Raw genomic sequence first — 26106 nt, forward strand, 5'->3', positions numbered from 1 at the left:
CACCTCAGAATAGATCGCTACGCGACTTCAGTAACTCTTCAACATCCTTATCCACTTTGATATGAATCTCATGCTCAATTTTGACATTCATATTGATGGTGATCGGCTCTTTTGACGCCGCGATTTCAATTCGTGGCGTACAGCCCGCCAGCAGCATCGTCATCAGCACCGGCGTTAGCAATTTCATCATTGTTGTTCCTTACACTTTTTACTGTCCGTACAGCTGCGCACGGGGAGCACCGCATTTTGCTCAAACCATGCCTGTAAATTGTCGCCAAAACGTAAACTGCGCCACAGGTCAAAAATATTCTCTTGATGAGAATAGTTTAAATGCACCGTATTACTCTGCTCCCCGACGCGGCTGGTTCCGCTGATGGTCGCCTTCAGCGTCAGCATGCCCAGATTATCGAGATCGATGCGCGTCCATGAACGGGAGATCTCCATATAGCGCAGCCAGTTAATCGCCGCACCGGCGGAAATATTGTCATTGACCATCGCATCCGCCATATCCTTATCAAGACGTAAGGTCATCGGCCCCGGGTTACCCAGCCAGCCGTCTTTAATGATCCATTTGTCATTGTTCAGCCACAGCGGCAGCGCGCCGTTAAATGCGCCGGACATGGCAAATTGCTTGATATTTATCGCGCTCACCAGTTCGCTGCTGGAAATTTGCTGCAGACGCAGTAGCGCCGGGTCGTGCTGCGGCATACGCAGCTGCTGCATGGTCACCTTACCCCCGAGAACATCCACGCTGACGTTGCTCAACTGCAGCGGTTCGCGCTCGCTCCACGGCCAGGAGCCCTGCAGATCCGCCGAGAGGTTTTTCGCCGTCACCTGGTTGACGACTTCGCCAATACGCAGCGACACCGGTCGGCGGGTTCCCAGTTGCCAGGTCCCCTGACTAAAGCGAAAAGGCAGAACAAAATCTACGCCATTAATCTGATTGTCAGGCATCCAGGCGCTGCCGCCTTTTAAGACGCCGTGGCCGCCGGCTTCAAATCCCTGATCTGCCGCCGCGGAGAAGGCTACCTGCGCATACAGCATTCCTTCACGCAGATTCATTTTCCAGTCTGGCGGCACCAGCGGCTGAAACACGGTTAACGACTGTTTTGGCCACCAGGCCTGGCCCCGCAGACGTTCGCCATCCCAACGCCCGGTGACCCGCACGGGACCTATCTTATTGGCGTGGAGCGCCCCGCTAAACTGAAACCAGGTGGGATCCCGCCCGTCGATCTTGAACTTTAACGTGGAGGGGGGAAGTTCGCTGCCGCTGCTAAAGCTGGTTTTACCCGCGTCCAGCGATAGCGCGCCGGTCAGTTTGGGGTGCTGTTCGCCGCGCAGCCAGTGCACCGGTTCATCCAGGGTTAACCGCGGCGTGCTGACCAGCATCGTGCCGTACTGCAGCTTATCGAAGCCCGTCGACAGGCTGTTCAGCACAATCGAATTGTCTATCCACGCCCCCGCCCCTTTGACGTCCCACTTGGCCTGCATCGGCGTGAAGCGGCCCTCGCCCCAGTAACGCCACTGCCAGCGGCCGCTGTCGGGCATAAAGTTGTCGGCCTGACCGTCAAGGTGCAGCGAAAAGTCGCCCATCTGCTGTTCGTGCGCGCGCAGAATAGCCTGCAGACGGCCGTCCACGCCCTGCTGAGTCACCTTCACCCCGGCCAGCGGCAGACGAACTTCGTCAATGTTGAGCGAATCAATGACCCGCCCGCGGGAACGCAGCAGCGCGCCGGGATGGAACGCCAGCGACGGCGCGGTCAGCGGGCCAGTCAGGTTCGCCGGCAGCACGGCATAGACAATCAGGTCGCCGAGCTTGGCCTCGCCGGTTAACCGCAACGGCATGTCGCTGTTATCCATGCTCAGTTTGCCAGGGCCAATCGTCAGTACCGCGTTCCCCTTCCCGGCTTCCCCGTGGGTGAGAACGTTGAGACGACCGCTGACCCGCATCTGCTCGGTGCCCTGTTGCCAGTTGCCAACCGACAAGGCCACGCGGCCGCTCAGCGGATATCCGGCATACTCGGTGCTCCAGCGACCATCGCTGATGGCAATACGTTCCGGGGTGATTTCCCAGGGTAAATCGAGCATCGGCTGCACATCGCCGCGCGGCGTAACCAGCAGCTGCCCACGGTTTTTCTGCCACTCCAGCTCCGCATCAACCAGTCCTGCCGTCTGCGGGAATTCGAGCGTGGCGAGCAGATGACCGTCTACCGGCAAACCGTCCGGCACCAGCGGCATATGAAACTCGCCGACCAGCTTCACCGGCGCCTGTCCTTCAACCAGCTGCGCGGAAAAGTCGCTCACCGTCAGCGCCTGCCCGCGCAGGCGCGCCTGCAGCGTCATCTCTTTACCGCTGTAGCCGATATCCTGCTGCTGCGGCGTCAATGACATGACCAGCCGACCCTGCCACTTTTCCCACGGCGAGAGACGCAGGTTTTCAATCGTCAACCAGCTATAGGGAAGCATGGACTGCCATTCCGCCAGGGTACGCGGGGCGCCGGATGCCGGTTCACTTTCCGGCAGTTTGCTCAGGCAGGCGCTATTGATATCAAGTTCGTCAACCTGCAGCCGCCAGCGGCTGGGATGTGAGAGTCGGGCATTGGTTATGCGGGCCAGTTCGCAATCGCCGACCAGATAGCGTAAATCGGGAATACGCAGCGCAGAACGCGTCAGGCGCGGACTGTCGTGCAGCGAAATGCGGGTTCCCTCTGGCAGCCAGATCCCGGCCAGCGTAGGTACCCAATGGGTAAGCGTCGACAACAAGGCCAGCGGTAGCAGAATAAGTGCTAACAATAGCGCGATGGCGGCTTTATATTTACCCTTCATGGGCAGTTAATATCCTGATTAAACAAAAGTAAAAGCCGAAAGTAGCGCGTATTGTGGCACGTTCGACCAGTGAGTTAAAGTTTCTATCCCGCTTAAGAGCCTATCTCATCCGGGCTATTTTGCTTGTCATTTTGCCCCGGGCAGAGCTCACAACGCGCGATTCTTGCACGCCCTTCAGCGCGGCCCGCAGGGTAAGCGAAGCGATGCAAATCGCCAGCAACTTCCTGTACGCTCCGTTTTCTCCGCGCTGGCCGCGTGCAAACGGCCTGCGCCGATAGCCCAGCCGGGATAGATTCTAAGAATAGTTGCTGCGACATCATCGTTATGGTGAATTGTTGCCATCCGCTTATTTAACCGCCATTTAGCCAGCGCCTGTCACACTCGCGGGAATCGATCTAACAAGTGGGCGGATCCCGTGGAGTTTTTTGTTTCGCTTATTGAGTATGCCCAGCGCCACTATTCATTCCTGCTGCTGCTGGTCTTCCTGCTGACGTTCAGCAAATCCTGTGCGCTGATTTCCCTGCTGGTGCCGGGCACATCCGGGCTGCTGCTGCTCGGCCCGCTCGCCTCCGGCAGCCTGAATCACTTCTTATTTATGTGGCTCAGCGCCAGCCTGGGGGCAATCGGTGGATTCTGGATCTCCTGGTGGCTGGGACGGTACTATCAGCATCGTCTGCTACGACTTCGCTGGCTGCGCGGCGATCGGCTGGCCCGTAGCCTGACCTTTCTCCATCGCCACGGCGAATGGGCGGTGTTTTTCGGGCGTTTTCTCTCGCCGCTTCGCGCCACCCTCCCCCTGGCCAGCGGCGTCAGCGGCACGCCGTTCTGGCGTTTTCAACTGGCCAATGTCAGCTCGGGACTTCTCTGGCCGCTGCTTCTGCTGGCTCCCGGTGCCTTCAGCTTCAGTTTTTGGTAAAATACATTGTGTTTTAAAGAGATACCTCAACTCAGTGATATGCTCTAGAATTATTAGATACCCGCCAGGCCAAACTAATTTTTAATATTTGTACGATTATTTTAAATATGCTACCGTGACGGTATAATCACTGGAGAAAAGTCTTATGAAAATCGCTGTGTATAGTACGAAGCAGTACGATAAAAAGTACCTTCAGCATGTTAATGATACATATGGCTTTGAACTCGAATTTTTCGACTTCCTGTTAACCGAAAAAACCGCGAAAACGGCCAACGGTTGTGAAGCCGTGTGCATTTTTGTCAACGATGACGGAAGCCGTCCGGTACTGGAAGAGCTGAAAGCGCACGGCGTGAAGTACATCGCCCTGCGCTGCGCCGGGTTTAACAACGTCGATCTGGATGCGGCAAAAGAGCTGGGTCTGCGCGTTGTCCGCGTTCCCGCCTATTCGCCGGAGGCCGTGGCTGAACATGCCATCGGCATGATGATGTCGTTGAACCGCCGTATCCACCGCGCCTACCAGCGTACCCGCGATGCTAACTTCTCGCTGGAAGGTTTAACCGGCTTTACCATGCACGGTAAAACCGCCGGGGTGATCGGGACGGGCAAAATCGGCGTCGCCACGCTGCGTATTCTGAAAGGGTTTGGCATGCGCCTGCTGGCGTTCGATCCCTATCCAAGCGCCGCGGCGCTGGATCTTGGCGTCGAGTATGTTGATTTGCCGACGCTGTATGCGCAGTCCGACGTGATCTCCCTGCACTGTCCGCTGACGGAAGAGAACTACCATCTGCTGAATCATGCGGCGTTTGAGCAAATGAAAGACGGCGTGATGGTGATCAATACCAGCCGCGGGGCGCTGATTGATTCTCAGGCGGCGATCGATGCGCTGAAACACCAGAAAATCGGGGCGCTGGGCATGGACGTGTATGAGAATGAACGCGATCTGTTCTTCGAAGATAAGTCCAATGACGTGATTCAGGATGACGTCTTCCGTCGCCTTTCTGCCTGTCATAACGTGTTGTTCACCGGGCACCAGGCTTTCCTGACCGCCGAGGCGCTGATCAGCATTTCACAAACGACCCTCGATAACCTGCGCCAGGTCGATGCTGGCGAAACCTGCCCGAACGCGCTGGTCTGATCGTCCTTTCCCTTTTGTGCCCTCCTTCCACGGGGGGCACTTTCAAATAACCCCCACAGAAATTGCCTGCAGTAAAGTTAAACTGTGCGTATTTAATAGATGTGATAAATGTTTTGGAGGAAAAATGAACAAGTTTGCTGCACTGCTGGCGGCAGGAATGCTGTTATCTGGCTGTGTCTACAACAGCAAAGTTTCCACCGGCGCGGAGCAACTTCAGCACCATCGTTTCGTCCTGACCAGCGTGAATGGCCAGGCGCTGGCGGCGGGAGCCAAACCGCTGGAGCTGAGTTTTGGCGAAGATATGTATGTTTCAGGAAACATGTGCAACCGCTTTAGCGGTAAAGGCAAAATCAGCGGCGGCGAGCTGAAGGTCAAAACGCTGGCGATGACCCGTATGCTGTGCACCGATTCTCAGCTGAATACGCTGGATAATACGCTGAGCAAAATGCTGCGCGATGGCGCACAGGTTGACCTGACGGAAAATCAGCTGACGCTGGCCACTGCCGATCAGACTCTGGTCTATAAACTCGCCGACCTGGTCAACTAGTAGTTACCGCAGCTTCCACCCGCTAACGCCTGTTCGCTGCAGCGCTTGCCGTTGGGTAACGCGCACATGCCGATCGCCGAACCATCAAGCTGTCGTGCCACGGACAATGAGCCGCCAATCATCGCGCAGTTCGCCTGCCCTGAGCTGCTCATCGCGGCACGCATTCCCGGCGACACGTGTGCCGCGGTTGCCTGCTGAACAGGTTCGCTACTACAGGCCGACAATAATAACGCGGCACACCCTACTAAAAACGCTGCTCGCATCGTCTCTCCCCTCAGAAACTTCCCAAAATAAACAAACCCAAGAATAATAGGCAGCGCAGCGCCTGACGTCGAGAGGCGAAATACGTATTTATGCGCCCCATTAACATTTCTTAGCAAATTTTCCGCCGATCGTTGATCTTGTCAGGGAAAATGACAGGAATGCTGTGGATCATCTATACCCGCGATGCACGCCGCTGGCCGCGGTCCTCCAGACGGGCTGTGGCTATCGCCGTCAAAACGGCTGTACTTGTGATGAGAAAAGAGCGTTTGCTCTCGCGACCAGGATGATGCCGCCCATAACGATTAAACCCCGCCAGATGGCAGGGTTGTCATGACGCCCTTCTCTACGGAGCTCGGATCGTGCCAGGAAGGTTATCCCGCTCAGCTATTTATCCACCAGCCGGCGACATCATAGCGTTAATGCTATTATCAAATTGCAAGCCAACGACCAGGTCACCTTTTTTCATTAAAGTTCGGCATTTTTAGATATACCCTAAAATATAATCTCAACCAGCCAATGGTCCTTAAAATTAAAATCCCCAGGCAGACCGCCTCCTGATTTTTATACAGGAGGCAAAATCTAATAAAAATATCAATCAGATCTCAGGGGGGAATTTTTACTGCACAACGTTAAGCCCGCTTTTTTCCACTCTTTTTTACGGCAACCGCTGTCTTTATGCTCTGACCAAAGTGGATCAAACCGATCTTTTTGCAGGTCCTGTGATTCAGGCGTCCGTGACCATCGCTTTGTACAAAGGGTTTTTCGGGTAGATTTTTGCATAAAAACTCTCCAGGTTGACTTTTGCTAACCATTCCGTAGTTAATCCAGCAATGTTGAGCTGATATTAACACCCGCAAAAGAGAGTTTATTTCAACCTTTGTTTATCTTTGTAAAGGCAGAATGCAAAAATCACAAATAGCGGAGTTCTCACATTCGCAGTCCGCTAACATCCGCCTGCAATATGTCCCATCATTGCCAATGTTAATCGTGAATGGCTATTCCACAACGTCAGGATTAGAAAATCGGGTATCGCGAATTCGCAGATAAATAATGCCCCCTGATTCAGACCCACAGGCAGATTGATACGTCAACGGCGATATCTTCGACAGCACGGCTCTCACCACGGGGAAACCTGCCCGTTACGCCGCCTGTCAACATAAATGCATAATAATCATAAAGATAGATACGAAGCCGTCGGTATCTTTTGCCCTTCCGGGGAAGAATTCGTGGATCAATTTGTGCACTCGAAAGCCTCACAACTTCAAGGGTATAGCTAATGCCCTTATACTAGCCACTATAATTACAAGACCTGTAGCCGTTTGTCAGGTCTCTTCTTTTGCGCAATGTTAGGGTGTCTTCTTATGATTACTATCGACGGTAATGGCGCGGCCGCTTCAGTCGCGTTTCGCACAAGTGAGGTTATCGCCATCTACCCGATTACGCCCAGTTCAACGATGGCGGAACAGGCGGATGCCTGGGCGGGTAACGGGCTTAAAAACGTGTGGGGAGACGTACCTCGCGTCGTCGAAATGCAGTCGGAAGCCGGGGCCATCGGTGCCGTACACGGCGCGCTGCAAACCGGGGCGCTCTCGACCTCCTTTACCTCATCGCAGGGTTTACTGCTGATGATCCCCACGCTGTACAAACTGGCCGGTCAGCTGATGCCGTTTGTCCTGCACGTTGCCGCTCGTACCGTCGCCACCCACGCACTCTCGATCTTCGGCGACCATTCCGACGTCATGGCCGTACGCCAGACCGGCTGCGCCATGCTGTGCGCCAGCAGCGTCCAGGAAGCCCAGGACTTTGCGCTGATTTCCCATATCGCCACGCTTAAGAGCCGGGTGCCGTTTATCCATTTCTTCGACGGCTTCCGCACTTCGCATGAAATCAATAAAATCGCCCCGCTTGCGGATGACACCATTCGCAACCTGCTGCCTCAGGACGAGATTGACGCGCACCGTCTGCGCGCGCTGAATCCGGAACATCCGGTGATCCGCGGCACTTCGGCGAACCCGGATACTTATTTCCAGTCCCGCGAAGCCACGAACCCCTGGTACGACGCGGTCTATGACCACGTTGAAACGGCGATGAACGATTTCGCCGCCGCGACCGGGCGTCAGTACAAACCGTTCGAGTTTTATGGCCATCCGCAGGCAGAACGGGTGATTGTGATTATGGGCTCGGCGATCGGCACCTGTGAAGAGGTCGTTGACGAACTGCTGAGCCGTGGCGAAAAAGTCGGTGTCCTGAAAGTTCGCCTCTATCGCCCCTTCTCAGCCGCCCATCTGCTGGAGGCACTGCCGGAAAGCACCCGCGCTATCGCCGTTCTGGATCGCACCAAAGAACCGGGCGCCCATGCCGAGCCGCTGTACCTGGATATCATGACCGCGCTGGCGGAAGCCTTTAACCGCGGCGAACGTGAAACTCTGCCCCGCACCATCGGCGGCCGCTACGGCCTTTCATCGAAAGAGTTCGGCCCGGAGTGCGTGCTGGCTATCTTCAATGAATTGCGCGAAGCCCGGCCCAAACCGCGATTCACCGTCGGCATTTATGATGATGTGACCAATCTCTCCCTGCCGCTCGGGGAGAACACCCTGCCGTCAGAAGCCAAACTGGAGGCGCTGTTCTACGGCCTCGGCAGCGATGGCAGCGTATCGGCCACTAAAAACAATATCAAAATTATCGGTAACTCCACGCCGTGGTTCTCGCAGGGCTATTTTGTCTATGACTCGAAAAAAGCCGGCGGGTTGACCGTTTCGCATTTACGCGTCAGTGAGAAACCGATTCGCTCCTCCTATTTGATCTCGCAGGCCGATTTCGTTGGCTGCCATCAGCTACAGTTTATCGACAAATATCAAATGGTTGAGCGGTTAAAACCCGGCGGGATTTTCTTGCTCAATACACCTTATGGTGTGGATGACGTCTGGTCGCGCCTGCCGCAGGAAGTGCAGGCAACGCTGAATCAGAAAAAAGCGCGCTTTTATATCGTCAACGCTGCGAAAATTGCCCGAGAATGCAGCCTTGGCGCGCGTATCAATACCGTCATGCAGATGGCATTCTTCCACTTAACGCAAATTCTGCCGGGCGACAGCGCGCTGGCCGAACTGCAGGGCGCCATTGCGAAAAGCTACAGCAGCAAAGGCCAGGATCTGGTTGAGCGCAACTGGCAGGCGCTGGCGCTGGCGCGCGAATCGTTGGCCGAAGTGCCGTTGCGCCCGGTCGATGCCTCCAGCCCGAACCGTCCGCCGGTGGTCTCCGATGCCGCGCCGGATTTTGTGAAAACCGTCACCGCCGCGATGCTGGCCGGGCTCGGCGATGCGCTACCGGTCTCCGCGCTGCCGCCGGATGGCACCTGGCCAATGGGCACCACGCGCTGGGAAAAACGCAATATCGCCGAAGAGATCCCCATCTGGAAGGAGGAGCTGTGCACTCAGTGTAACCACTGCGTCGCCGCCTGCCCGCATTCAGCGATTCGCGCCAAAGTGGTCCCTCCGCAGGCCATGGAGGCGGCCCCGGCCAGTCTGCACTCCCTGGATGTCAAATCGCGCGATATGCGCGGGCAGAAATATGTCCTGCAGGTGGCGCCGGAAGATTGCACCGGCTGTAACCTGTGCGTGGAAGTGTGTCCGGCAAAAGACCGGCAGAATCCTGAAATCAAGGCCATCAACATGATGTCGCGCCTTGAGCATGTGGAAGAAGAGAAAGTGAACTACGACTTCTTCCTCAACCTGCCGGAAATCGACCGCAGCACTCTGGAGCGGATTGATATCCGCACCTCGCAACTGATCAGCCCGCTGTTTGAATATTCCGGGGCCTGTTCCGGCTGCGGCGAAACGCCGTATATCAAACTGCTGACCCAGCTGTACGGGGATCGGATGCTGATCGCTAACGCCACCGGCTGCTCGTCGATTTACGGCGGTAATCTGCCATCCACACCGTATACCACCGACGCCAACGGCCGTGGCCCGGCGTGGGCAAACTCGCTGTTCGAAGACAACGCCGAATTTGGCCTCGGCTTCCGCTTAACCGTCGACCAGCACCGTCAGCGCGTCATGCGCCTGCTGTCAACGTTTGCCGATAAACTGCCGCCAGCATTGTATGAGGCGCTGCAGGCCGACGCCACCCCAGAGGTGCGCCGCGAACAGGTGGCCGAGCTACGCCAGGTTCTGGCTAATGAAGCCGGTGCGAAGGAGCTCTTAACCGATGCCGATGCGCTGGTTGAGAAATCCATCTGGCTTATCGGCGGCGATGGCTGGGCCTATGACATTGGCTTCGGCGGTCTCGACCACGTCCTGAGCCTGACCGAAAACGTCAACATTCTGGTTCTCGATACCCAGTGTTATTCCAATACCGGCGGCCAGGCATCGAAGGCGACTCCGCTCGGCGCGGTCACCAAATTTGGTGAGCATGGCAAGCGCAAGGCGCGTAAGGACCTCGGCGTCAGCATGATGATGTACGGGCATGTTTACGTCGCGCAAATTTCGCTGGGGGCGCAGCTGAATCAGACGGTGAAAGCGATTCAGGAAGCGGAGGCCTACCCTGGCCCGTCGCTGATTATCGCCTACAGCCCCTGCGAAGAGCACGGTTACGATCTGGCGCTCAGCCACGATCAGATGCGTCAGCTGACCGCCACCGGCTTCTGGCCGCTGTACCGCTTCGACCCTCGTCGTGCGGATGAAGGCAAACTGCCGCTGGCGCTGGACTCTCGCCCACCGTCAGATGCGCTGGCCGAAACGCTGCTTAACGAGCAACGTTTCCGTCGCCTCAACTCCCAGCAACCCGAAGTGGCGGAGCAGCTGTGGAAGGATGCGGCGGCGGATTTGCAAAAACGCTATGACTTCCTGGCCCAGATGGCCGGCAAAGCGGAGAAACCGGCAACCGAGAGTTAACCCGCTCTGTTTTTAAGCCTTAGCATAAAAAAAGCCCGAATATTCATTCGGGCTTGTCATTTTTATCGTCAAAATAATATCGTGCGTGAATATGTGACGAACATAATAAAGAAGCTGGCGACAATAGAAGGCAATAACGCACGGATAATAAGCGAATAATCCCGTTCTGTATAATTTTTATTTTGTATATATTCAGTTTATACATTCACCAAACCATTATCATAACAGGTGTATCTTTTCGTCTACAGGCTCTATTACCGCTCAGATCATTTTTTTACCCTTACACTTCTTTGTTATTTATAACACCCTCAGCACCACTCTAAATTTAAAATAAAAATACTTCAGAAATATCCAATTGAAGTCATCATTATGTATAACGCTTATCAAATACGTTATTCATCGCCTGCAGATTTATAAAGGAATCAACATAATATTGGCCTGATATTTAAAACACATTATATCCGGCATGAGCAATGACCATAAAAAGTCTCGTTCCATATGCGGGTATTGCAACGATGTATGACTTCAAGCGAGATACTTTGCCGGTGTTTATTCTATAGCCAGTCTATAGGGCAAAGATGACAACGCCTTATCGCATAACGCTCCTCTGGCGCCTGCATCGTCGCACCGGTGCCACTGTATCCGCTGTGATGCAAAGTCCCGCCCACAGCAACGCTGTTTTATCGCGTCGTGCCGGGAACATCAATCAAATCAAAACAATATCCCTGGTGTATTAAAACCGTTACCCGATAAATGATATATTGCCGGTAAAGCCTGCCGTAAAGGACGCCAGCCATGGATCATCAACCCGTAAAATCATCCCGAATCGCCTCCATCGCCTATGACGAAGCCTCTGGCATCCTCGAAATCCGGTTTCACGACGCCACCACGCTCCGCTATGAGAAGGTGCCCGAACGCATCTATCGCCTTTTTTTGCAGGTGGTCTCCAAGGGACGTTTTTATGATGGCGTCATCAAAGGGAAATTTACCGAACATCGGGGTAGCTCACGCTAAAATGTGACCCGTCATGGTACATCATGCCGCCAAATGGCGTACACTTTAAGCGGTTACTTAAACAGGAGGTTTTATGGCCAGAATAATTCTTGTACCTATTGATATATCTGAAAAAGAATTAACTCAACGCGTTGTCTGTCACGTTGAGGCGGAAGCGCGTATTGACGATGCCGAAGTACACTTTCTGACCGTGATTCCATCCCTTCCCTACTACGCCTCGCTGGGGATGGCCTATACCACCGAACTACCGCCGATGGATGAGTTTAAAGCGGAATCGGAAACGCGTCTGAAAGAGTTCGTCGCTCAGTTCGCCATTCCTGAAGACCGGGTGCATTTCCATGTTAAGGAAGGTTCGCCGAAGGATAACATTCTGGAGCTGGCGAAAACGCTGCCGGCCGATCTGGTGATTATCGCCTCTCACCGCCCGGACATAACGACCTATCTGCTCGGCTCCAACGCCGCGGCCGTCGTTCGTCATGCCGACTGTTCCGTACTGGTTGTGCGTTAACCCCTTCAGCCCGCCCTCACGGCGGGCTTTTTATCTCAACATCTGTCAGGTTAAACTACCGGAAATGTGCTGACATCCCCACCGCGAATCCGTACCATACACGCCACAGACTTAGACTGACGTCATTAATTGCGACCACCCGCCGTGCCGTGGGCAGAGTGCGTGTGCCACACCATGAATTGAGCTATTATTAAATGCTGCAAAATCAAGAAGTTAGCAAAAAAGAAAAGTACAACCTCGATAAATTGCAAAAGCGCCTGCGCCGTAACGTCGGCGAAGCCATTGCCGATTTCAACATGATCGAAGACGGCGACCGGATTATGGTTTGCCTGTCCGGCGGTAAAGATAGCTACACCATGCTGGAAATCCTGCGCAGCCTGCAGAAAAGCGCGCCGATTTCATTCTCGCTGGTCGCGGTCAACCTCGATCAGAAGCAGCCGGGTTTTCCCGCCCACATTCTGCCGGAATATCTCGAGCAGCTTGGCGTCGAGTACAAAATTGTCGAAGAAAACACCTACGGGATCGTCAAAGAGAAGATTCCTGAAGGCAAAACCACCTGCTCGCTCTGTTCGCGTCTGCGTCGCGGTATCCTGTACCGTACCGCCAGTGAACTGGGCGCGACTAAGATTGCCCTCGGCCATCACCGCGACGATATTTTACAGACGCTGTTCCTGAACATGTTCTACGGCGGCAAAATGAAAGGCATGCCGCCGAAGCTGATGAGCGATGACGGTAAACACATCGTGATTCGCCCGCTGGCATACTGCCGTGAAAAAGACATTGAGCGTTTTTCGCAGGCGAAAGGTTTCCCGATCATTCCGTGCAACCTGTGCGGTTCGCAGCCTAACCTGCAGCGCCAGGTGATCGCCGATATGCTGCGCGACTGGGATAAGCGCTATCCTGGCCGTATAGAAACCATGTTCAGCGCCATGCAGAACGTGGTGCCGTCGCATCTGAGCGACATCAACCTGTTTGACTTTAAAGGGATTAACCACAACTCAGAAGTGGTTGATGGCGGCGATCTGGCGTTTGACCGGGAAGAGATTCCGCTGCAGCCTGCCGGCTGGCAGCCGGAAGACGATGCCGCGCAGCTGGATGAACTGCGCCTGAACGTGGTCGAAGTGAAGTAACCCACCGGCGTCTCAGAGTCACCTCTGAGACGCCTTGTCATCGCTTATTTCAGCAGGCGAACGCGGCAGTTTTTGCCTTTAATCTTACCGTTCTGCAGCTGCTTATAGGCCTTCTGCGCCACGCTCTGGCGAATGGCCACATAGACATGCGCAGGATGGACGTTAATCTTGCCGATGTCGGCGCCGTCAAAGCCCATATCGCCGGTCAACGCGCCGAGCACATCGCCAGCGCGCATTTTCGCTTTCTTCCCGCCATCGATACACAGCGTCGCCATCTCTGCGTGAAGCGGTTTGATATTGCCGTTGGTCGGCGCGCTCACCCAGTTCAGCTTCAGCTGCAGCATCTCTGCCAGGATATTGGCGCGCTGCGCCTCTTCCGGCGCGCAGAGGCTGATAGCCAGACCGCTCTCACCCGCGCGGGCGGTACGCCCGATACGGTGCACGTGAACTTCCGGATCCCAGGCCAGCTCATAGTTAACCACCAGCTCCAGCGATTTAATATCGAGGCCGCGCGCGGCAACGTCGGTGGCGACCAGCACACGAGAACTCCCGTTGGCAAATCGCACCAGCGTCTGATCGCGATCGCGTTGTTCAAGATCGCCGTGCAGCGACAGCGCGCTCTGCCCCGCGGCATTCAGCGAATCGCAAACCGCCTGACAATCTTTTTTGGTGTTGCAAAACACCACGCAAGAGGCCGGCTGATGCTGGCTGAGCAGCGTTTGCAGCAGCGGGATTTTTCCGCGCTGGGAGGTTTCGAAAAACTGCTGCTCGATTGCCGGCAGCGCGTCGACGGAATCGGTCTCAATGGTCAGCGGATGGTTTTGTACCCGCCCGCTGATCGCCGCGATCGCTTCCGGCCAGGTGGCGGAGAACAGCAGCGTCTGACGTTCGGCCGGGGCAAAGCGGATCACCTCATCGATGGCCTCGCTGAAGCCCATATCCAGCATCCGATCGGCTTCATCCATCACCAGAGTCTGCAGCGCATCCAGCGACACGGTGCCCTTTTGCAGGTGATCTAACAAACGGCCCGGTGTGGCGACGATGATATGCGGCGCATGCTGCAGCGAATCGCGCTGCGCGCCGAAAGGCTGCCCGCCGCAAAGGGTCAAAATTTTAATATTCGGTAAAAAGCGCGCCAGACGACGCAGCTCACCCGCGACCTGATCGGCCAGTTCGCGGGTCGGGCACAGTACCAGAGATTGTGTCTGGAACAGGGTAGCATCAACATGTTGAAGCAGCCCCAGACCAAATGCCGCTGTTTTACCGCTACCGGTTTTGGCCTGCACGCGCACATCTTTACCCGCCAGAATCGCGGGCAAGGCGGCGGCCTGCACAGGGGTCATCGTGAGATAACCCAGCTCATTGAGATTGGCGAGCTGGGCAGCGGGTAAAACGTTCAGTGTTGAAAAAGCGGTCACAATTTTTTCTCGAATTAACAGGCACACAAAGGGCAGGCGCGTATCCTCGCAGATCTGCGCCTGCGATGCGACAATTTAATCGGCTCATCGTCCGGCGGCGGGTCGGGCAGCGGATGCGGGCGCGGCCGGGGATCGGGCACCGGTATGGGATCGTTAGGTTCTGGCGAGACAGGGATCGATGTCAGGGGCTGATAGCGCATGGTGATTCTCCCGGGAATGAGCGGGTATACCCATTAAGCGTAGAAGCTGCTAACCAGAGAGCAAAAAAAAGCCGACTTAATCAAGTCGGCGTCGTACGAATCAATTGTGCTATGCAGTAATTCAAAAAAGGAAGTAAGACAATATGGAGCGCAACGCCCATCGCTTGACGTTGCATTCACCTGCGAGAGAGATATTGCCCCGAATGGGTAGACGGTTTATTGATTTCGCTCAAACATTCCCGGATTTTCACGCGAGGGACGGCGATGAAAAGCGATTATTTACAGCCATTTACTACGATGTAACCACCATGTAACACCGCCAATGAGAACGACTAACATTATGCAGAAGATAGAAAAGCCTAAATGCCACTCATTGCCGGGGATCCCGCCCAGGTTGACGCCAAACAGACCGGTCAAAAAGGTGCTGGGCAGAAACACCATCGCCATCAGCGACATGGTATAGGTACGACGCGACAGCGCCTCCTGCATAATCTGAGCAATCTCATCGCTCATAATCGCCGTCCGGGAAATACAGCTGTCAATCTCATCGAGGCCCCGCCCCAGCCGGTCGGCGATATCCTGCATTCTGCGGCGGTGATCGTCATTCATCCACGGCAGACGCTCGCTGGCAAGGCGGGAGTAGACATCGCGCTGCGGAGACATATAGCGGCGCATCACGATCAGCTGTTTGCGCAGCAGCGCCAGAAAACCACGCGGCGGCACCTGCTGATCCAGCAGGTTATCTTCGAGGTCGATAATCCGGTCATGCAGCTGCTCGATAAATTCGCTGGCGTGATCGGTCAGCGCATCGCAAATATCCACCAGCCAGCCGCCGCAGTCCACCGGCCCGGTTCCCTCGCGCAGATCGCCGAGCACATCATCCAGCGCCAGCACCCGACGCTGACGGGTAGAGACGATTAAGCGCTCGTCCATATACAGGCGCATCGCCACCAGCTGGTCAGGCCGCTCATCGGTACTGCCGTTAATGCAGCGCAGCGTAATTAACGTTCCGTCCCCCACCCGGGTGACCCGGGGACGGGTACTTTCCCCGGCTAAGGCATCGCGGACGCTGTTGGGTAACAGCGGAGTGGATGCCAGCCATTCGGCGCTATCGGCGTGGGTATAGTTCAGATGCAACCAACAGGGATGCTCCTTATCGATAGCGTCACTGTCAGTCAGCGGCTTCACGCCGCCCTGCCCGTCGAATTGCCAGGCAAAAACCGCATCCGGCACGTTCAATTCCGATCCCTTAATGGCGTCCACCAGACCTCCGTCAGTCAGTTCTTATTTTTGCTAGTCTAGCCTGACACATCGGTTAATCAAGGGGTAAAGTCAGCAGGGTGCTGAATTCGCTGATGAAAAGCGGACGAGGAGAAACATAAAAAAAGAACCCGCCGACGGCGGGTTATGAGTGCGTTTCATAAGAATATGTCCAGCCCGCTGAATGAACCACCGCCAGAATGAATACCGGCGGGACGGCAGGCTAGCAGGAGCCGTTCATTTTTTCTCTTCTGCGTACTGACGAGCGTTATCGTGCAAATTGGTACACATGTTTTTATCTCCTTCATTGTTATGAGCAGGAGTAAGAGTAGACCGGAGTTGCCGTTTTGCAAACCCGCCCCTTAAAAAAGTCTCGCCCCGCCCCGACGCCCTGATGAAGCGCCGTCGCGGATATATTGACCGGTAACGATGAGCGGTTGGGGGGCCTGCAGAACGTTGCGCCATACCGCCCGATACCTCCTCCGTAGAGCGGGCGGCCGCCCTTTCCTCGCCCCATCGCTGCTCCTCTCCAGAAGGTGATGCAAGGACGATTTCTTTTCCTGCGAAATGCTGTATTATGCGAGTTATTGCAGCATTTTGCAGGATTTCATCACCATGCATAAAACCGCCAGACAAAAGTACCTGGTCGACCTTATTAGTGAAAACGGGCAAGTCAGTATCAGCGACCTGGTTGAAAAGCTGCAGGTTTCTGCAGACACCCTGCGCCGCGATCTGGCCGATCTTGAAAAGCAGGGGCTGGCGCAGAAGAACCACGGCGGCGCAATCGCGCTCGACATTTCCGCAATGAATCGCCAGGGCCGAAATGCCCTGCTGCCGCAGACTAAACAGCGTTTAGGCCGCCTGGTCGCCAGCAAAATACCCGCCGGTTCGACCCTCTTTTTAGATGCCGGCAGTACCGTTCTGGCCGTCGCGACCCAGATTCAAGGCCCGATGACGGTTATCACCACCTCATTAGATATTGCCTCGCATTTCAGCACCCGCCCGGATATCCAGCTGATCATGCTGGGGGGAACATGGGATGTGCAGCAGCGGCTGTTTGCCGGCAGCGCCACCCTGGCATTGCTGGCGCGCTATCGTGCCGATATCGCCATCCTCGGCGCCTGCGCCATCCATGCGCAACTCGGTTTAAGCGCCAGCCAGGAGGCCGATGCTGAAATCAAACGCGCCATGCTGGCGGCAAGCACCGAGCACTGGCTGGTCGCCGATCATATGAAGTTGAACCACTGCGAGCCGCATCTGGTGGCCGAATTAACAGACATACATCAGTTATTTTTAGACAAGCCCTGGGAAGAGCTCGGGGATACTAGCGCGCTGCAGGTCAACATTGCTGACGCTCAATAACGTGGAGAGGGTAATGAAAAAAGTCATCGCTCGTGAAGGTAAAAACATTAATATTGCGCTGATCGGCTATGGGTTCGTCGGCAAAACGTTTCACGCCCCGCTGATTCAGTCGGTGGAAGGCCTCACGCTGGCGGTCGTTGCGTCCGGCGATGAAGAGAAGGTGAAGCGCGATCTGCCGGATGTCACCGTCATCGGCTCGCCAGAACAGGCCGTTCAACACCCGGATATTGACCTGGTGGTGATCGCCTCCCCCAACGCCACGCACGCCCCGTTAGCCAAACTGGCGCTGAATGCCGGGAAACATGTGGTAGTGGATAAGCCCTTTACGCTGGATATGCAGGAAGCCCGCGAGCTGATTGCGCTGGCGGAAGAGAAGCAGCTGCTGCTTTCGGTCTTCCATAACCGCCGCTGGGACAGCGATTTCCTCGGCATTAAACAGGTTATCGAACAAGGACTTATCGGCAATGTTAAGCACTTTGAGTCGCATTTTGACCGTTTCCGCCCGGAAGTTCGCGTGCGCTGGAGAGAACAAAATGTCCCCGGCAGCGGATTATGGTTCGATTTGGGGCCGCACCTGATCGATCAGGCGCTACAGCTGTTCGGCCTGCCGCAGTCGGTGCAGGGCAATATCGCCACCCTGCGCCAGGGCGCGGAGATTAATGACTGGGCGCATGTGGTCTTAAACTACGCGCAGCATAAGGTGATTTTGCACTGCAGCATGCTGGTGGCCGGTGGCGTATCGCGCTTTACCGTCCACGGAGATAAAGGCAGCGTGGTGAAACAGAAAGCCGATCGCCAGGAAAGCCAGCTGCTGGCCGGGGTGGTTCCCGGCAGCGAAAGCTGGGGGCATGACGACGACAGCCTCGTGGTGTTTGATGCCAGCTCGCAGTCGCGCGAGATCCCTACTCCGCAGGGCGACCAGCGCCAGTACTATATTAACGTGCGCGATGCGTTAACCGGCAAGATCGAGAACCCGGTCCAGCCGCTGCAGGCGCTGGCGGTAATGGCGGTATTAGAAGCGGCGGTACAGTCGGCGGAATCAGGTACGGTGCAAAGCGTTGCGCTGACCGCGGATGAGCTGGCGGCATTGCAATAATCAGGGGGCTCCCATGACCTGCGGTTTCCACAGGTCATGCCCCGCCGCACGTGGCTGGTCGCGGTACTCACCGTGCCAGCCCATTCAGCCGATCGCGCAGATTGTCCGCCGTTCAGCGACGTTGATACCAGGCGGATATCCTCGCCCGCAGCCAGGTATGGTTTTCGGCTACATTCTTATCGGTTGGCTCCGGCTGACGGCGCGCTCTGAAACCAGCGGTACCTTTTCAGGTAGTTATGCCCTTGCCTGCAGCGCTTAATATTATTAAATAAAATAATGACGAATATAGCGCTGTATTAATCAAAGGGCACAGTTCAACTTAAGCGTGTACGCTTACTTTGTACTAAGATGCTTATCCAACAGATGCGTTAAGATATCGTCTCAGGATCAGGATGGATTGATCAGCATGACCAGAACAGAAAGGCTTCTCGAATTACTACAGATATTAAGGGCGCAAAGATACCCGATCACCGCATCCACTCTCTCGATAAGATTAGGAGTAAGTGTACGCTCCCTTTACAGAGATATAAAAACGCTACAACATCAAGGCGTGTGCATTGAAGGCGGTGCTGGAATTGGTTATATCGTTAAGTCTGACTTTCATTTGCCACCCTTAAACCTTTCTCATGAAGAAATCAATGCTATTACGCTTGGGTTAAATTGGGTATCTCATAATACGGATTATGATTTCAAGAATACCGCAAGGAATGCCCTTGCCAAAATACATGCCGTCATTCCTGGTGAATTAAAAAATCTTATTGAGAGTCAATCCTATCTGATCGGTCCTTCAGAAAACAATGAACTGTTTTTTGAAGATATCCGCAATGCTATTAAAAAGCGAAAGAAAATCGAAATAAAGTATTGTGACAAGAAAGACACTTACTCTTCTCGAGTCATATGGCCCATCGGATTGGTATATATGGAGTCATGCTGGCTTTTGGTGGCCTGGTGTGAGATGAGAAATGATTTTCGTCATTTTAGAACTGATAAAATTAAAGAGCTGGCACAGCTGGATTCTACATATAGTGAAAGCAGAACGGTTTTATTGAAAAAATGGAGATTCAAAGAAGGGATCTGCGAGGAGAAAGAGTACTGACAAAAACTGTCACAGCTAATTTGTATACTCACCCCGATGAAAGACTCCATTCTACTTCATAGGGGGAATTATGAATTTCCAGAATAAAGTTGCTGTCATAACAGGAAGTACTGCAGGTATCGGTGAGGCAGTTGCAGAGCAATTACACAAATATGGTGCGAAGGTCGTTATTGTATCCCGTTCCTCAGCGCAGGCTAAACAAAAAGCGAAACGATTAACTTCACAGGGACCACAAGCGCTGGGGATCGGCTGTGATGTCTCACAACCGGAACAAGTACAGAAAATGATCGCTCAGGTTATCCAACAGTTCGGCAGACTTGATTATGCTGTAAATAATGCAGGCTTAACCGGTGAACATGGTAAAAACATAACAGAGCAAACGGTTGAAAACTGGGATAAGGTTATTGCCACCTCCTTGAGCGGCGTTTTTTACTGTCTGAAATATGAAATACCTGAGATGATGAAATTTGGTGGTTCTATCGTTAATTTATCTGCAGTAAATGGCCTGGCTGGCATTCCTGGATTAGCACCTTACACCGTGGCTAAACACGGTATAATCGGTTTAACCCAAACCGCAGCGTTAGAATTTGCAAGCCAGGACATTCGAATCAACGCAGTCGCTCCGGGCTATGTCCAAACCCCACGAATGACTGAATTTCCTGAAAATATCGTACGTAGTTTCGCAAATAGCCACCCTATGAAAAGGATGGCAACAATGCAAGAAATAGCAGACTTCATATTGTTTTTGCTTTCAGACAAATCAGCGTTCTGTACCGGAGGCGTTTATCCAATCGATGGTGGTTATTTAGCCGAGTAACATCCCGCGAAAGTTCTTTTAAACTGTAAGAGTTGCTTTAACAAATGGCAGGCTCAATGAGAGCGTGCAAATATACAGTTAACGCTTCCGCTGTAGGGCTATTGATAACAATATTTCCCGTATGGATTAACAGGAGTACAGATGATCGACTCTCCATGGGTTCATACATCATGCCATTAACAACGTCCGCTCCTGGCACTTAGCACTCTGGCCAGAGGCGCCAGGGTGGCGTTAAGTTAGAGGAGACGTTGACTTCACCGCACGTCCGCAAAGTCAACATCACTCATGTGCAGGGCATCAGCACGATGCCCGATACAAAATGGCCGTATGGGCGACCGGCCATTATGGGTTATCCAATGCACTCCCGTCTAAGCCGGTAAGTCGCTATCCGTTGAACGTGTTAGTGTTTCCCATTGCTCGATTTCCTTATCTAATGCAGCGAGTTTTTGCCGCACTAAACTCAATGCATCGCTGCCCAACAATAAATGCGTGGGTGGGTTCTGGCTCTCAATGATTGTCAGTATGGCGCGGGCAGCCATCACGGGATCGCCGGGTTGCTTGCCGCTTTTTTCCATACGCGCCTGCCGAATGGGTTCGAAAAGAGCATCATAGTCCGGGATGCTACGCGCGCTGCGTACCATTGAACGCCCGGCCCAGTCGGTGCGAAACGACCCTGGCGCCACGGCGGTCACGTGTATATTGAACGGGATAAGCTCTTTGCTTAACGTTTCTGATATGCCTTCCAGCGCAAATTTGCTGCCACAGTAATAGCTGATGCCGGGCAGAGTAATAAAACTGCCCATTGAGGTGATATTAATAATATGGCCACGACGGCGCTGGCGCATGCCCGCTAGCACGGCTTTCATCATTGCCACTGCGCCAAACACATTCACCTCAAACTGGTGGCGCATCTCTTCGAGCGAGGCTTCTTCCATGATGCCTTCATGGCCGTAACCGGCATTGTTCACCAGCACATCAACCGGACCGACGGTCGATTCAACCTCCGCTACCACCTCAGCAATACGCCCGGCGTCCGTAACATCCAGCAAGCGGCCGAAAGCCCGCTGTGCATCAAGGGCCTCGAAAGCCTGCTTTGCGTGGTGATTACGCACGGTCCCGATAACCCGATGACCTGCGGTGAGTGCTTCCTGCGCCAGCGCACGACCAAAGCCGCTGCTGACGCCAGTGATTAAAATCGTTTTTACCGATGTCATAAAAAAGAACTCCCATGAACAGTGAAGGTTGCATGGTATTCTCTGTACTGTCCTATTTTTAGGCCGAATCTTCTCTTTTTATTGCCTGATTTTATGAGGTGCCGTGATGTCCGGGATGATTAGCATGATGAAAACACTGGCCGCGCAGGAGGGTTACAACCTGACCGCGCTGCCTGATGTGCGAATCTTGCGTGCCGACCGGCCGCTTGCCAGAACACCTGTGCTGTACGATCCGGGGATCGTGATTGTCTGCCAGGGCAGCAAACGCGGCTATTTCGGCCAGCAGACCTATTTATATGATGAGCAGCACTACCTGGCGGTTTCGGTGCCAGTGCCGTTTGTGATGGAAACCGACGCCTCGGCAGAACATCCGTTGCTGGCGATTTATATGCATCTGAATTTTCAGCTTGCCGCTGAACTGATGTTACAGATTGAACAGCATGGTGCCCCGCATCCCCCCGCCGTGCCGCAAAGCATGATGTCGAGTCCGATGGATGACGCGGTAAAAACAGCAGTGCTGCGTTTGCTAGAAGTTCTGAACAATCCGCTTGAGGCGGCGATCCTTGGCCCTGCGCGGGTGCGTGAGCTCTATTTCCGTGTTCTGACAGGCGAGCAAGGCAACGCAATGCGCGCCGCGCTGGCCTTGCAAGGGCAATTCGGCAAAATCGGTAAAGTGCTACAGCGCATCCATGCTCTCTACGCTGAGCCGTTCACGCTGACGCAGCTGGCGCTGGAAGCAGGAATGAGTGTGCCGACGTTTCATAGCCATTTCAAAGCGATAACCCGGATGCCGCCGATGCAGTATGTGAAATCGGTCCGCCTGCACCAGGCGCGCATGCTGATGGTGCGCCAGCAGATCACCGCCAGCGCCGCGAGTTACGCCGTAGGCTATGAAAGCCCGTCGCAGTTTAATCGCGAGTTCAAACGCCTGTTTGGCCTGCCACCGGCGGAGGAGATAAAACGTATGCAGCGTAATTTCGCCGTTCCGCCACCCCAGCAAGCCTCGGTATTTATTTCATCGCATTAAGCTTAATCAGAGGGCAAATAGCGTTTCAATTTCAATCTTGAGATCGGGTGCAAAGAGACGGCTGACTTCCACCAGCGAACTGGCAGGCAAGTGATCGCCGTAATAGCGGTAGAGTACCTCGCGCAGCGCGTTGATCTCGTCAAAAGAGGTAATGAAAATAGTGACTTTAATGAGGGACGAGAAATCAGCACCCTCTGCGGTGACGATTTTACAAATCTGACTGAATATCTCCTCAGCCTGTTCAACGATGCCTGATTGTTGTGCGGGTGTGCCAAATGCGGTAAGCCCCGAGATATAGAGCGTATCGCCATGTCTCACGGAGTGAACGTAGGGGGCCTTTACCTCACCTAACTCAGGATAATTTTTGCGAATCAGCCTGTTCATAATGGGTTCCTTAATGGGACCAGACAGAAATCAATCTTATCATTGTCTTGTTACGGCTCAATATTCATCAGCATAGCGAACACTGCTTACTCCGTTTGCTCAGTTTTGGCCATTCAGTTAGTCTTGCAAAATTCAACCTCACTTAGCCTCATTGTAAGTATCCCACCCAGGCGAACCATGCACTTTTAGATATCTAACCTAACGTGTCGTAATGTCCGAGATATCCTCTTGTGGTGCAAAGCACTCTTCGCCAACGGTCAGTGGCCGCTGTGAGCGAAAAACAGAAGTTCTGAATGTTTACTTACATCGAGGTGCCTTGGGTCATCGTAAGCAGATCACTGCAGTTGACTAAAAGGATAATGACAAATCTCAGCTGATAACTGATAATTATTAGCTGTTAAGTAACACCAGAACGGATAATGGCTATGTGTTACTATAATAAAAATGGGGTCTTGAGGGGTTAGGGATTATACATATATGAGATTTTATAGCATAGATTATCTACAAACGCAGTCTAGCATCAATGATTATTTAAAATACATCGTTATATTTAGTACTTTATTTATCCTGATCGTTGTTTTTAGTCTGTACATGCGCCATCGTTTGCAAACTAAATATCGTGACTTAACAATCATAGCCTTCTTATTTTTGCTCTTCATTTCCGGTGTGCAATATGCTGATTATACTGATAGTAAAAATATACATTCCCAATCATCACAAATGGTTAATTTTGTCAGGTCCTTATCACAAAAAAAAGATGTGGATGTGAATGCTATATTTTCCAGTTCAGTACAACTCTCTGATGGCATTATCGTTAAAGTTAACGATCTTTTTTATCGCGTCAACTTAAGTCCGGATCAAAAAACATACAATTTAGTAGAGGTTTCGTTAGTAAACCCAGAAATAGAAATCATAAAAAACTGAGGTGTAGAAATGATAATTTATTTACCTATCATTATAAAGTTGGGGCTGGGGATACTGTGTTTAATTGTTCAAATAAATCTTATGGGAAAAGGTAATCTGGCCCCCTCATCCGCAATGGACCAGGTTCAAAACTATGTGCTGGGGGGGATTATAGGAGGCGTAATTTACAACGAATCTATAACAGTACTCCAGTTTGTCCTGGTCCTAATCATATGGACTTTTTTGGTCTTTTCTCTTAAGTTTTTTAAAGAAAACAATCGGTTAGTTAAAAGAATTATTGATGGAAAACCTATTACTTTAGTACACAATGGCAGCATTAATGTCAAGGAGTGTTTACGGAATGGTGTTTCTGCAAATGATTTAATGTTCAAATTAAGAGCAAATGGCATTTATGAAATAGAACAACTAAAACGCGTAGTTCTCGAACAAAATGGGCAATTAACCATCATACAAAGTGGCGATGAAAATATACGCTACCCTATTATAGTGGACGGTTTAGCCAACCATGATCTGCTAGAAATCCTTAATAAAGACAATGAATGGTTAGAACATGAAGTTACAAAGAAAGGCTTTAATAAAATTAGTGAAGTATATTTAGGTGAGTACTTATCGGGTAGGATTAATTTATACGGATATGAAAAATAACATCCAAAATTAATGCCCATTTATCAAGAGGCAGCCATTTTAGGTGTGCCTCTGTCTGAGAACACTGAAATCAACGTTCGATCCTGGCACAGGGCTGCTGTTGCAGCTCTGACAACCTTAGTCTTCAATCGGCTCAGAGATCTCTAACGCATCATCTACTTCAATGCCCAGATCACGCACTCACTCGCTAATGGCGGAAAACCTTATTGATGAGTATTGGCTATTCGTCAATCCGATTCTGCTGGGGCAAGGCATTCCCTTGTTCCAAAATATAAAAGACAGAACCTCACTCATGCTGGTGAAGAGTAACGTTTTGTCGTCGGGCGTAGTGTGTCTGCAATACGAGGTGAAACGAAATCAATAATGCCAGGTTCCGATAGTTCAGCAACAGGAATAAAACTCCGGGCGGCTGCATTTCTGCGAAAGTGTCGCCAATCGATGTTTTGCGGTATGTGTCTACCCTGATTGACAATAGCACCTAAGGGGCCGCAACATCCGCTCCTGGCATGAAGCGGACGAACTGACTGAGCGGAAGGTCTGCTTTGAGCGAAAAGCGGAAGTTAGTCTATAAATGGCTCGTGTTTTCGGGATATTTACCAAATCCCTGCCTGCTTGTCGACTTTCTCAAACCAAACGTGCAGATAAGAGTATCTGAACGTTTGGTTTTTATGCAGGTAAGTGTATTAGTTAGCGAATTGATGGCAACGTTAATTTCAAAGATTCATCATGAAGTTCTTGCATATAATCCGTCCACAAATTTTGCATTTGCATGGATTCTCTCAGATGAGCATATTCGATTGAACGATGAAGCATTGTTGCCGATACAGCAGAAAAAGGAGATTTTTTCTGACATTCATCTAAAATTGCCTCGACTAAATTCATAAGAATATTTTTACGTCTCGTGCCTGGATTTTCAATAAACCAATTAAGTTTTTCAGTTGCATCGTCAATACTGCTATCAATAACTTCCCCGGCTTTACATCGCGGTATGAATTTGTGCTCTCTGTGATTAAAATTTAAAACATCGATTGTTGTTGCACCTAAATCTGTTTTACCTTTAATACGATAACCTCTCATGTAAAGATGTTCTGAAGGTAAATCATTACATGGATTTATAATAGGATTAAGCACTACATTATGACGTTGTTTTGAACCATTACAATGACGACATGAAGGCAAGAGGTTCTCCCATCTGATAACATCGTCAGGGAAAGTTTTTTTGTCCTTAAAATGCTCAACTTCATTATAGGTACTAGCCTCTTCAAGCTTTACCTCACAAAATGCGCATTTACCATCACTTAATTTCAGGCATGCAGATTTTACTTCCGGATGATGCCATACAGATGTTCCGTTATCTTTAAACTCCTGAGTTAAGGATTGAAGATCCATGCGAGTAAAGAAATCAGGGATAAAATTCCTTTCTAATTTGATCAT

24 protein-coding genes are annotated in these 26106 nt (G+C 52.4%); 15 read left to right on the forward strand and 9 right to left on the reverse strand.

The window, feature by feature from the left end:
• Positions 1-4: 4 nt before the first annotated feature.
• Both OQV00_RS14280 and OQV00_RS14285 read right to left on the reverse strand, forming a co-directional pair.
• Positions 5-190, reverse strand: a complete 186-nt coding sequence (locus tag OQV00_RS14280; RefSeq protein WP_004861256.1) for a YnbE family lipoprotein — start codon at positions 188-190, stop codon at positions 5-7.
• The gene (locus tag OQV00_RS14285; protein ID WP_032724707.1) at positions 187-2826 is read right to left on the reverse strand and encodes a YdbH family protein; all 2640 of its coding nucleotides are present in this window, start codon (positions 2824-2826) and stop codon (positions 187-189) included. Before OQV00_RS14285 ends, OQV00_RS14280 begins: the two co-directional genes overlap by 4 nt.
• A 415-nt stretch (positions 2827-3241) precedes the next feature.
• Here OQV00_RS14285 and OQV00_RS14290 point away from each other — a divergent pair, with 415 nt between their 5' ends.
• From OQV00_RS14290 to hslJ, 3 genes are all read left to right on the forward strand, one after another.
• Complete coding sequence (locus OQV00_RS14290) at positions 3242-3742, forward strand: DedA family protein (RefSeq protein ID WP_015584476.1); 501 nt, start codon at positions 3242-3244, stop codon at positions 3740-3742.
• A gap of 145 nt (positions 3743-3887) precedes the next feature.
• On the forward strand, positions 3888-4877 hold the full coding sequence (locus OQV00_RS14295; RefSeq protein ID WP_004861243.1) for a 2-hydroxyacid dehydrogenase: 990 nt from the start codon (positions 3888-3890) through the stop codon (positions 4875-4877).
• Between the two features lie 124 nt (positions 4878-5001).
• Entirely contained in the window at positions 5002-5424 is a 423-nt protein-coding gene (gene hslJ / locus OQV00_RS14300) for a heat shock protein HslJ (protein ID WP_004861241.1), read from the forward strand.
• On the opposite strand, the gene OQV00_RS14305 is transcribed toward hslJ, so the two are convergent.
• Positions 5421-5687, reverse strand: a complete 267-nt coding sequence (locus tag OQV00_RS14305; RefSeq protein ID WP_004861238.1) for a putative hemolysin — start codon at positions 5685-5687, stop codon at positions 5421-5423. The two genes, hslJ and OQV00_RS14305, sit on opposite strands and share 4 nt — an antisense overlap.
• Before the next feature lie 1362 nt (positions 5688-7049).
• Between OQV00_RS14305 and nifJ the strand changes: the two genes are divergently transcribed.
• The 4 genes from nifJ to ttcA all read left to right on the forward strand — a co-directional run bounded on the left by nifJ (position 7050) and on the right by ttcA (position 13229).
• Positions 7050-10577: a pyruvate:ferredoxin (flavodoxin) oxidoreductase gene (gene nifJ, locus OQV00_RS14310; protein WP_086816728.1), complete on the forward strand. Its 3528-nt coding sequence runs from the start codon at positions 7050-7052 to the stop codon at positions 10575-10577.
• A 795-nt stretch (positions 10578-11372) separates the two neighbouring features.
• Complete coding sequence (locus tag OQV00_RS14315) at positions 11373-11591, forward strand: KTSC domain-containing protein (RefSeq protein ID WP_004861230.1); 219 nt, start codon at positions 11373-11375, stop codon at positions 11589-11591.
• A gap of 73 nt (positions 11592-11664) precedes the next feature.
• Positions 11665-12099: a universal stress protein UspF gene (gene uspF, locus OQV00_RS14320; protein ID WP_004861228.1), complete on the forward strand. Its 435-nt coding sequence runs from the start codon at positions 11665-11667 to the stop codon at positions 12097-12099.
• A 194-nt stretch (positions 12100-12293) separates the two neighbouring features.
• Positions 12294-13229, forward strand: a complete 936-nt coding sequence (ttcA, locus tag OQV00_RS14325; RefSeq protein WP_266278792.1) for a tRNA 2-thiocytidine(32) synthetase TtcA — start codon at positions 12294-12296, stop codon at positions 13227-13229.
• Positions 13230-13273: 44 nt separating this feature from the next.
• Here ttcA and dbpA read toward each other — a convergent pair whose 3' ends face one another.
• From dbpA to zntB, 3 genes are all read right to left on the reverse strand, one after another.
• Entirely contained in the window at positions 13274-14647 is a 1374-nt protein-coding gene (dbpA, locus tag OQV00_RS14330) for an ATP-dependent RNA helicase DbpA (protein WP_004861223.1), read from the reverse strand.
• A gap of 14 nt (positions 14648-14661) precedes the next feature.
• Positions 14662-14847: a proline-rich small protein YnaL gene (gene ynaL / locus OQV00_RS27090; RefSeq protein WP_071824622.1), complete on the reverse strand. Its 186-nt coding sequence runs from the start codon at positions 14845-14847 to the stop codon at positions 14662-14664.
• Between the two features lie 279 nt (positions 14848-15126).
• Positions 15127-16110 carry a zinc transporter ZntB gene (zntB, locus tag OQV00_RS14335; RefSeq protein WP_004861213.1) on the reverse strand — a complete coding sequence of 328 codons (984 nt, stop codon included), beginning with the start codon at positions 16108-16110 and terminating at the stop codon, positions 15127-15129.
• A 612-nt stretch (positions 16111-16722) separates the two neighbouring features.
• Between zntB and OQV00_RS14340 the strand changes: the two genes are divergently transcribed.
• The 4 genes from OQV00_RS14340 to OQV00_RS14355 all read left to right on the forward strand — a co-directional run bounded on the left by OQV00_RS14340 (position 16723) and on the right by OQV00_RS14355 (position 20478).
• The gene (locus OQV00_RS14340) at positions 16723-17469 is read left to right on the forward strand and encodes a DeoR/GlpR family DNA-binding transcription regulator (RefSeq protein WP_004861208.1); all 747 of its coding nucleotides are present in this window, start codon (positions 16723-16725) and stop codon (positions 17467-17469) included.
• Positions 17470-17482: 13 nt separating this feature from the next.
• Positions 17483-18565: an oxidoreductase gene (locus OQV00_RS14345; RefSeq protein ID WP_064357116.1), complete on the forward strand. Its 1083-nt coding sequence runs from the start codon at positions 17483-17485 to the stop codon at positions 18563-18565.
• A 406-nt stretch (positions 18566-18971) separates the two neighbouring features.
• Positions 18972-19661, forward strand: coding sequence for a helix-turn-helix transcriptional regulator (locus tag OQV00_RS14350; RefSeq protein ID WP_015584480.1), 690 nt, complete (start codon positions 18972-18974; stop codon positions 19659-19661).
• A gap of 70 nt (positions 19662-19731) precedes the next feature.
• Positions 19732-20478: an SDR family NAD(P)-dependent oxidoreductase gene (locus tag OQV00_RS14355; RefSeq protein ID WP_266278795.1), complete on the forward strand. Its 747-nt coding sequence runs from the start codon at positions 19732-19734 to the stop codon at positions 20476-20478.
• 368 nt (positions 20479-20846) lie between these two features.
• Here the strand turns inward: OQV00_RS14355 and OQV00_RS14360 are convergent, their stop codons facing one another.
• The gene (locus tag OQV00_RS14360) at positions 20847-21692 is read right to left on the reverse strand and encodes an oxidoreductase (RefSeq protein ID WP_004861197.1); all 846 of its coding nucleotides are present in this window, start codon (positions 21690-21692) and stop codon (positions 20847-20849) included.
• Positions 21693-21798: 106 nt separating this feature from the next.
• Here OQV00_RS14360 and OQV00_RS14365 point away from each other — a divergent pair, with 106 nt between their 5' ends.
• Entirely contained in the window at positions 21799-22719 is a 921-nt protein-coding gene (locus OQV00_RS14365) for an AraC family transcriptional regulator (protein WP_069475990.1), read from the forward strand.
• A 6-nt stretch (positions 22720-22725) separates the two neighbouring features.
• Here OQV00_RS14365 and OQV00_RS14370 read toward each other — a convergent pair whose 3' ends face one another.
• Positions 22726-23103: a RidA family protein gene (locus tag OQV00_RS14370; RefSeq protein ID WP_048756131.1), complete on the reverse strand. Its 378-nt coding sequence runs from the start codon at positions 23101-23103 to the stop codon at positions 22726-22728.
• A gap of 477 nt (positions 23104-23580) precedes the next feature.
• Here OQV00_RS14370 and OQV00_RS14375 point away from each other — a divergent pair, with 477 nt between their 5' ends.
• From OQV00_RS14375 to OQV00_RS14385, 3 genes are all read left to right on the forward strand, one after another.
• Positions 23581-24027 (forward strand): DUF3290 domain-containing protein, encoded by a 447-nt coding sequence (locus tag OQV00_RS14375; RefSeq protein ID WP_015584482.1) that lies wholly within the window; start codon positions 23581-23583, stop codon positions 24025-24027.
• Between the two features lie 9 nt (positions 24028-24036).
• Positions 24037-24672: a DUF421 domain-containing protein gene (locus OQV00_RS14380; protein WP_015584483.1), complete on the forward strand. Its 636-nt coding sequence runs from the start codon at positions 24037-24039 to the stop codon at positions 24670-24672.
• Positions 24673-24862: 190 nt separating this feature from the next.
• A complete protein-coding gene (locus OQV00_RS14385; RefSeq protein ID WP_227514827.1) occupies positions 24863-25036 on the forward strand; it encodes a dihydrofolate reductase family protein in 174 nt (57 codons plus the stop codon).
• A 323-nt stretch (positions 25037-25359) separates the two neighbouring features.
• Here the strand turns inward: OQV00_RS14385 and OQV00_RS14390 are convergent, their stop codons facing one another.
• Positions 25360-26106: an HNH endonuclease family protein gene (locus OQV00_RS14390; RefSeq protein ID WP_071934183.1), complete on the reverse strand. Its 747-nt coding sequence runs from the start codon at positions 26104-26106 to the stop codon at positions 25360-25362.

The sequence above is a fragment of the Klebsiella sp. DY2415 genome, assembly GCF_026314315.1.
Lineage (GTDB): Bacteria > Pseudomonadota > Gammaproteobacteria > Enterobacterales > Enterobacteriaceae > Klebsiella > Klebsiella ornithinolytica.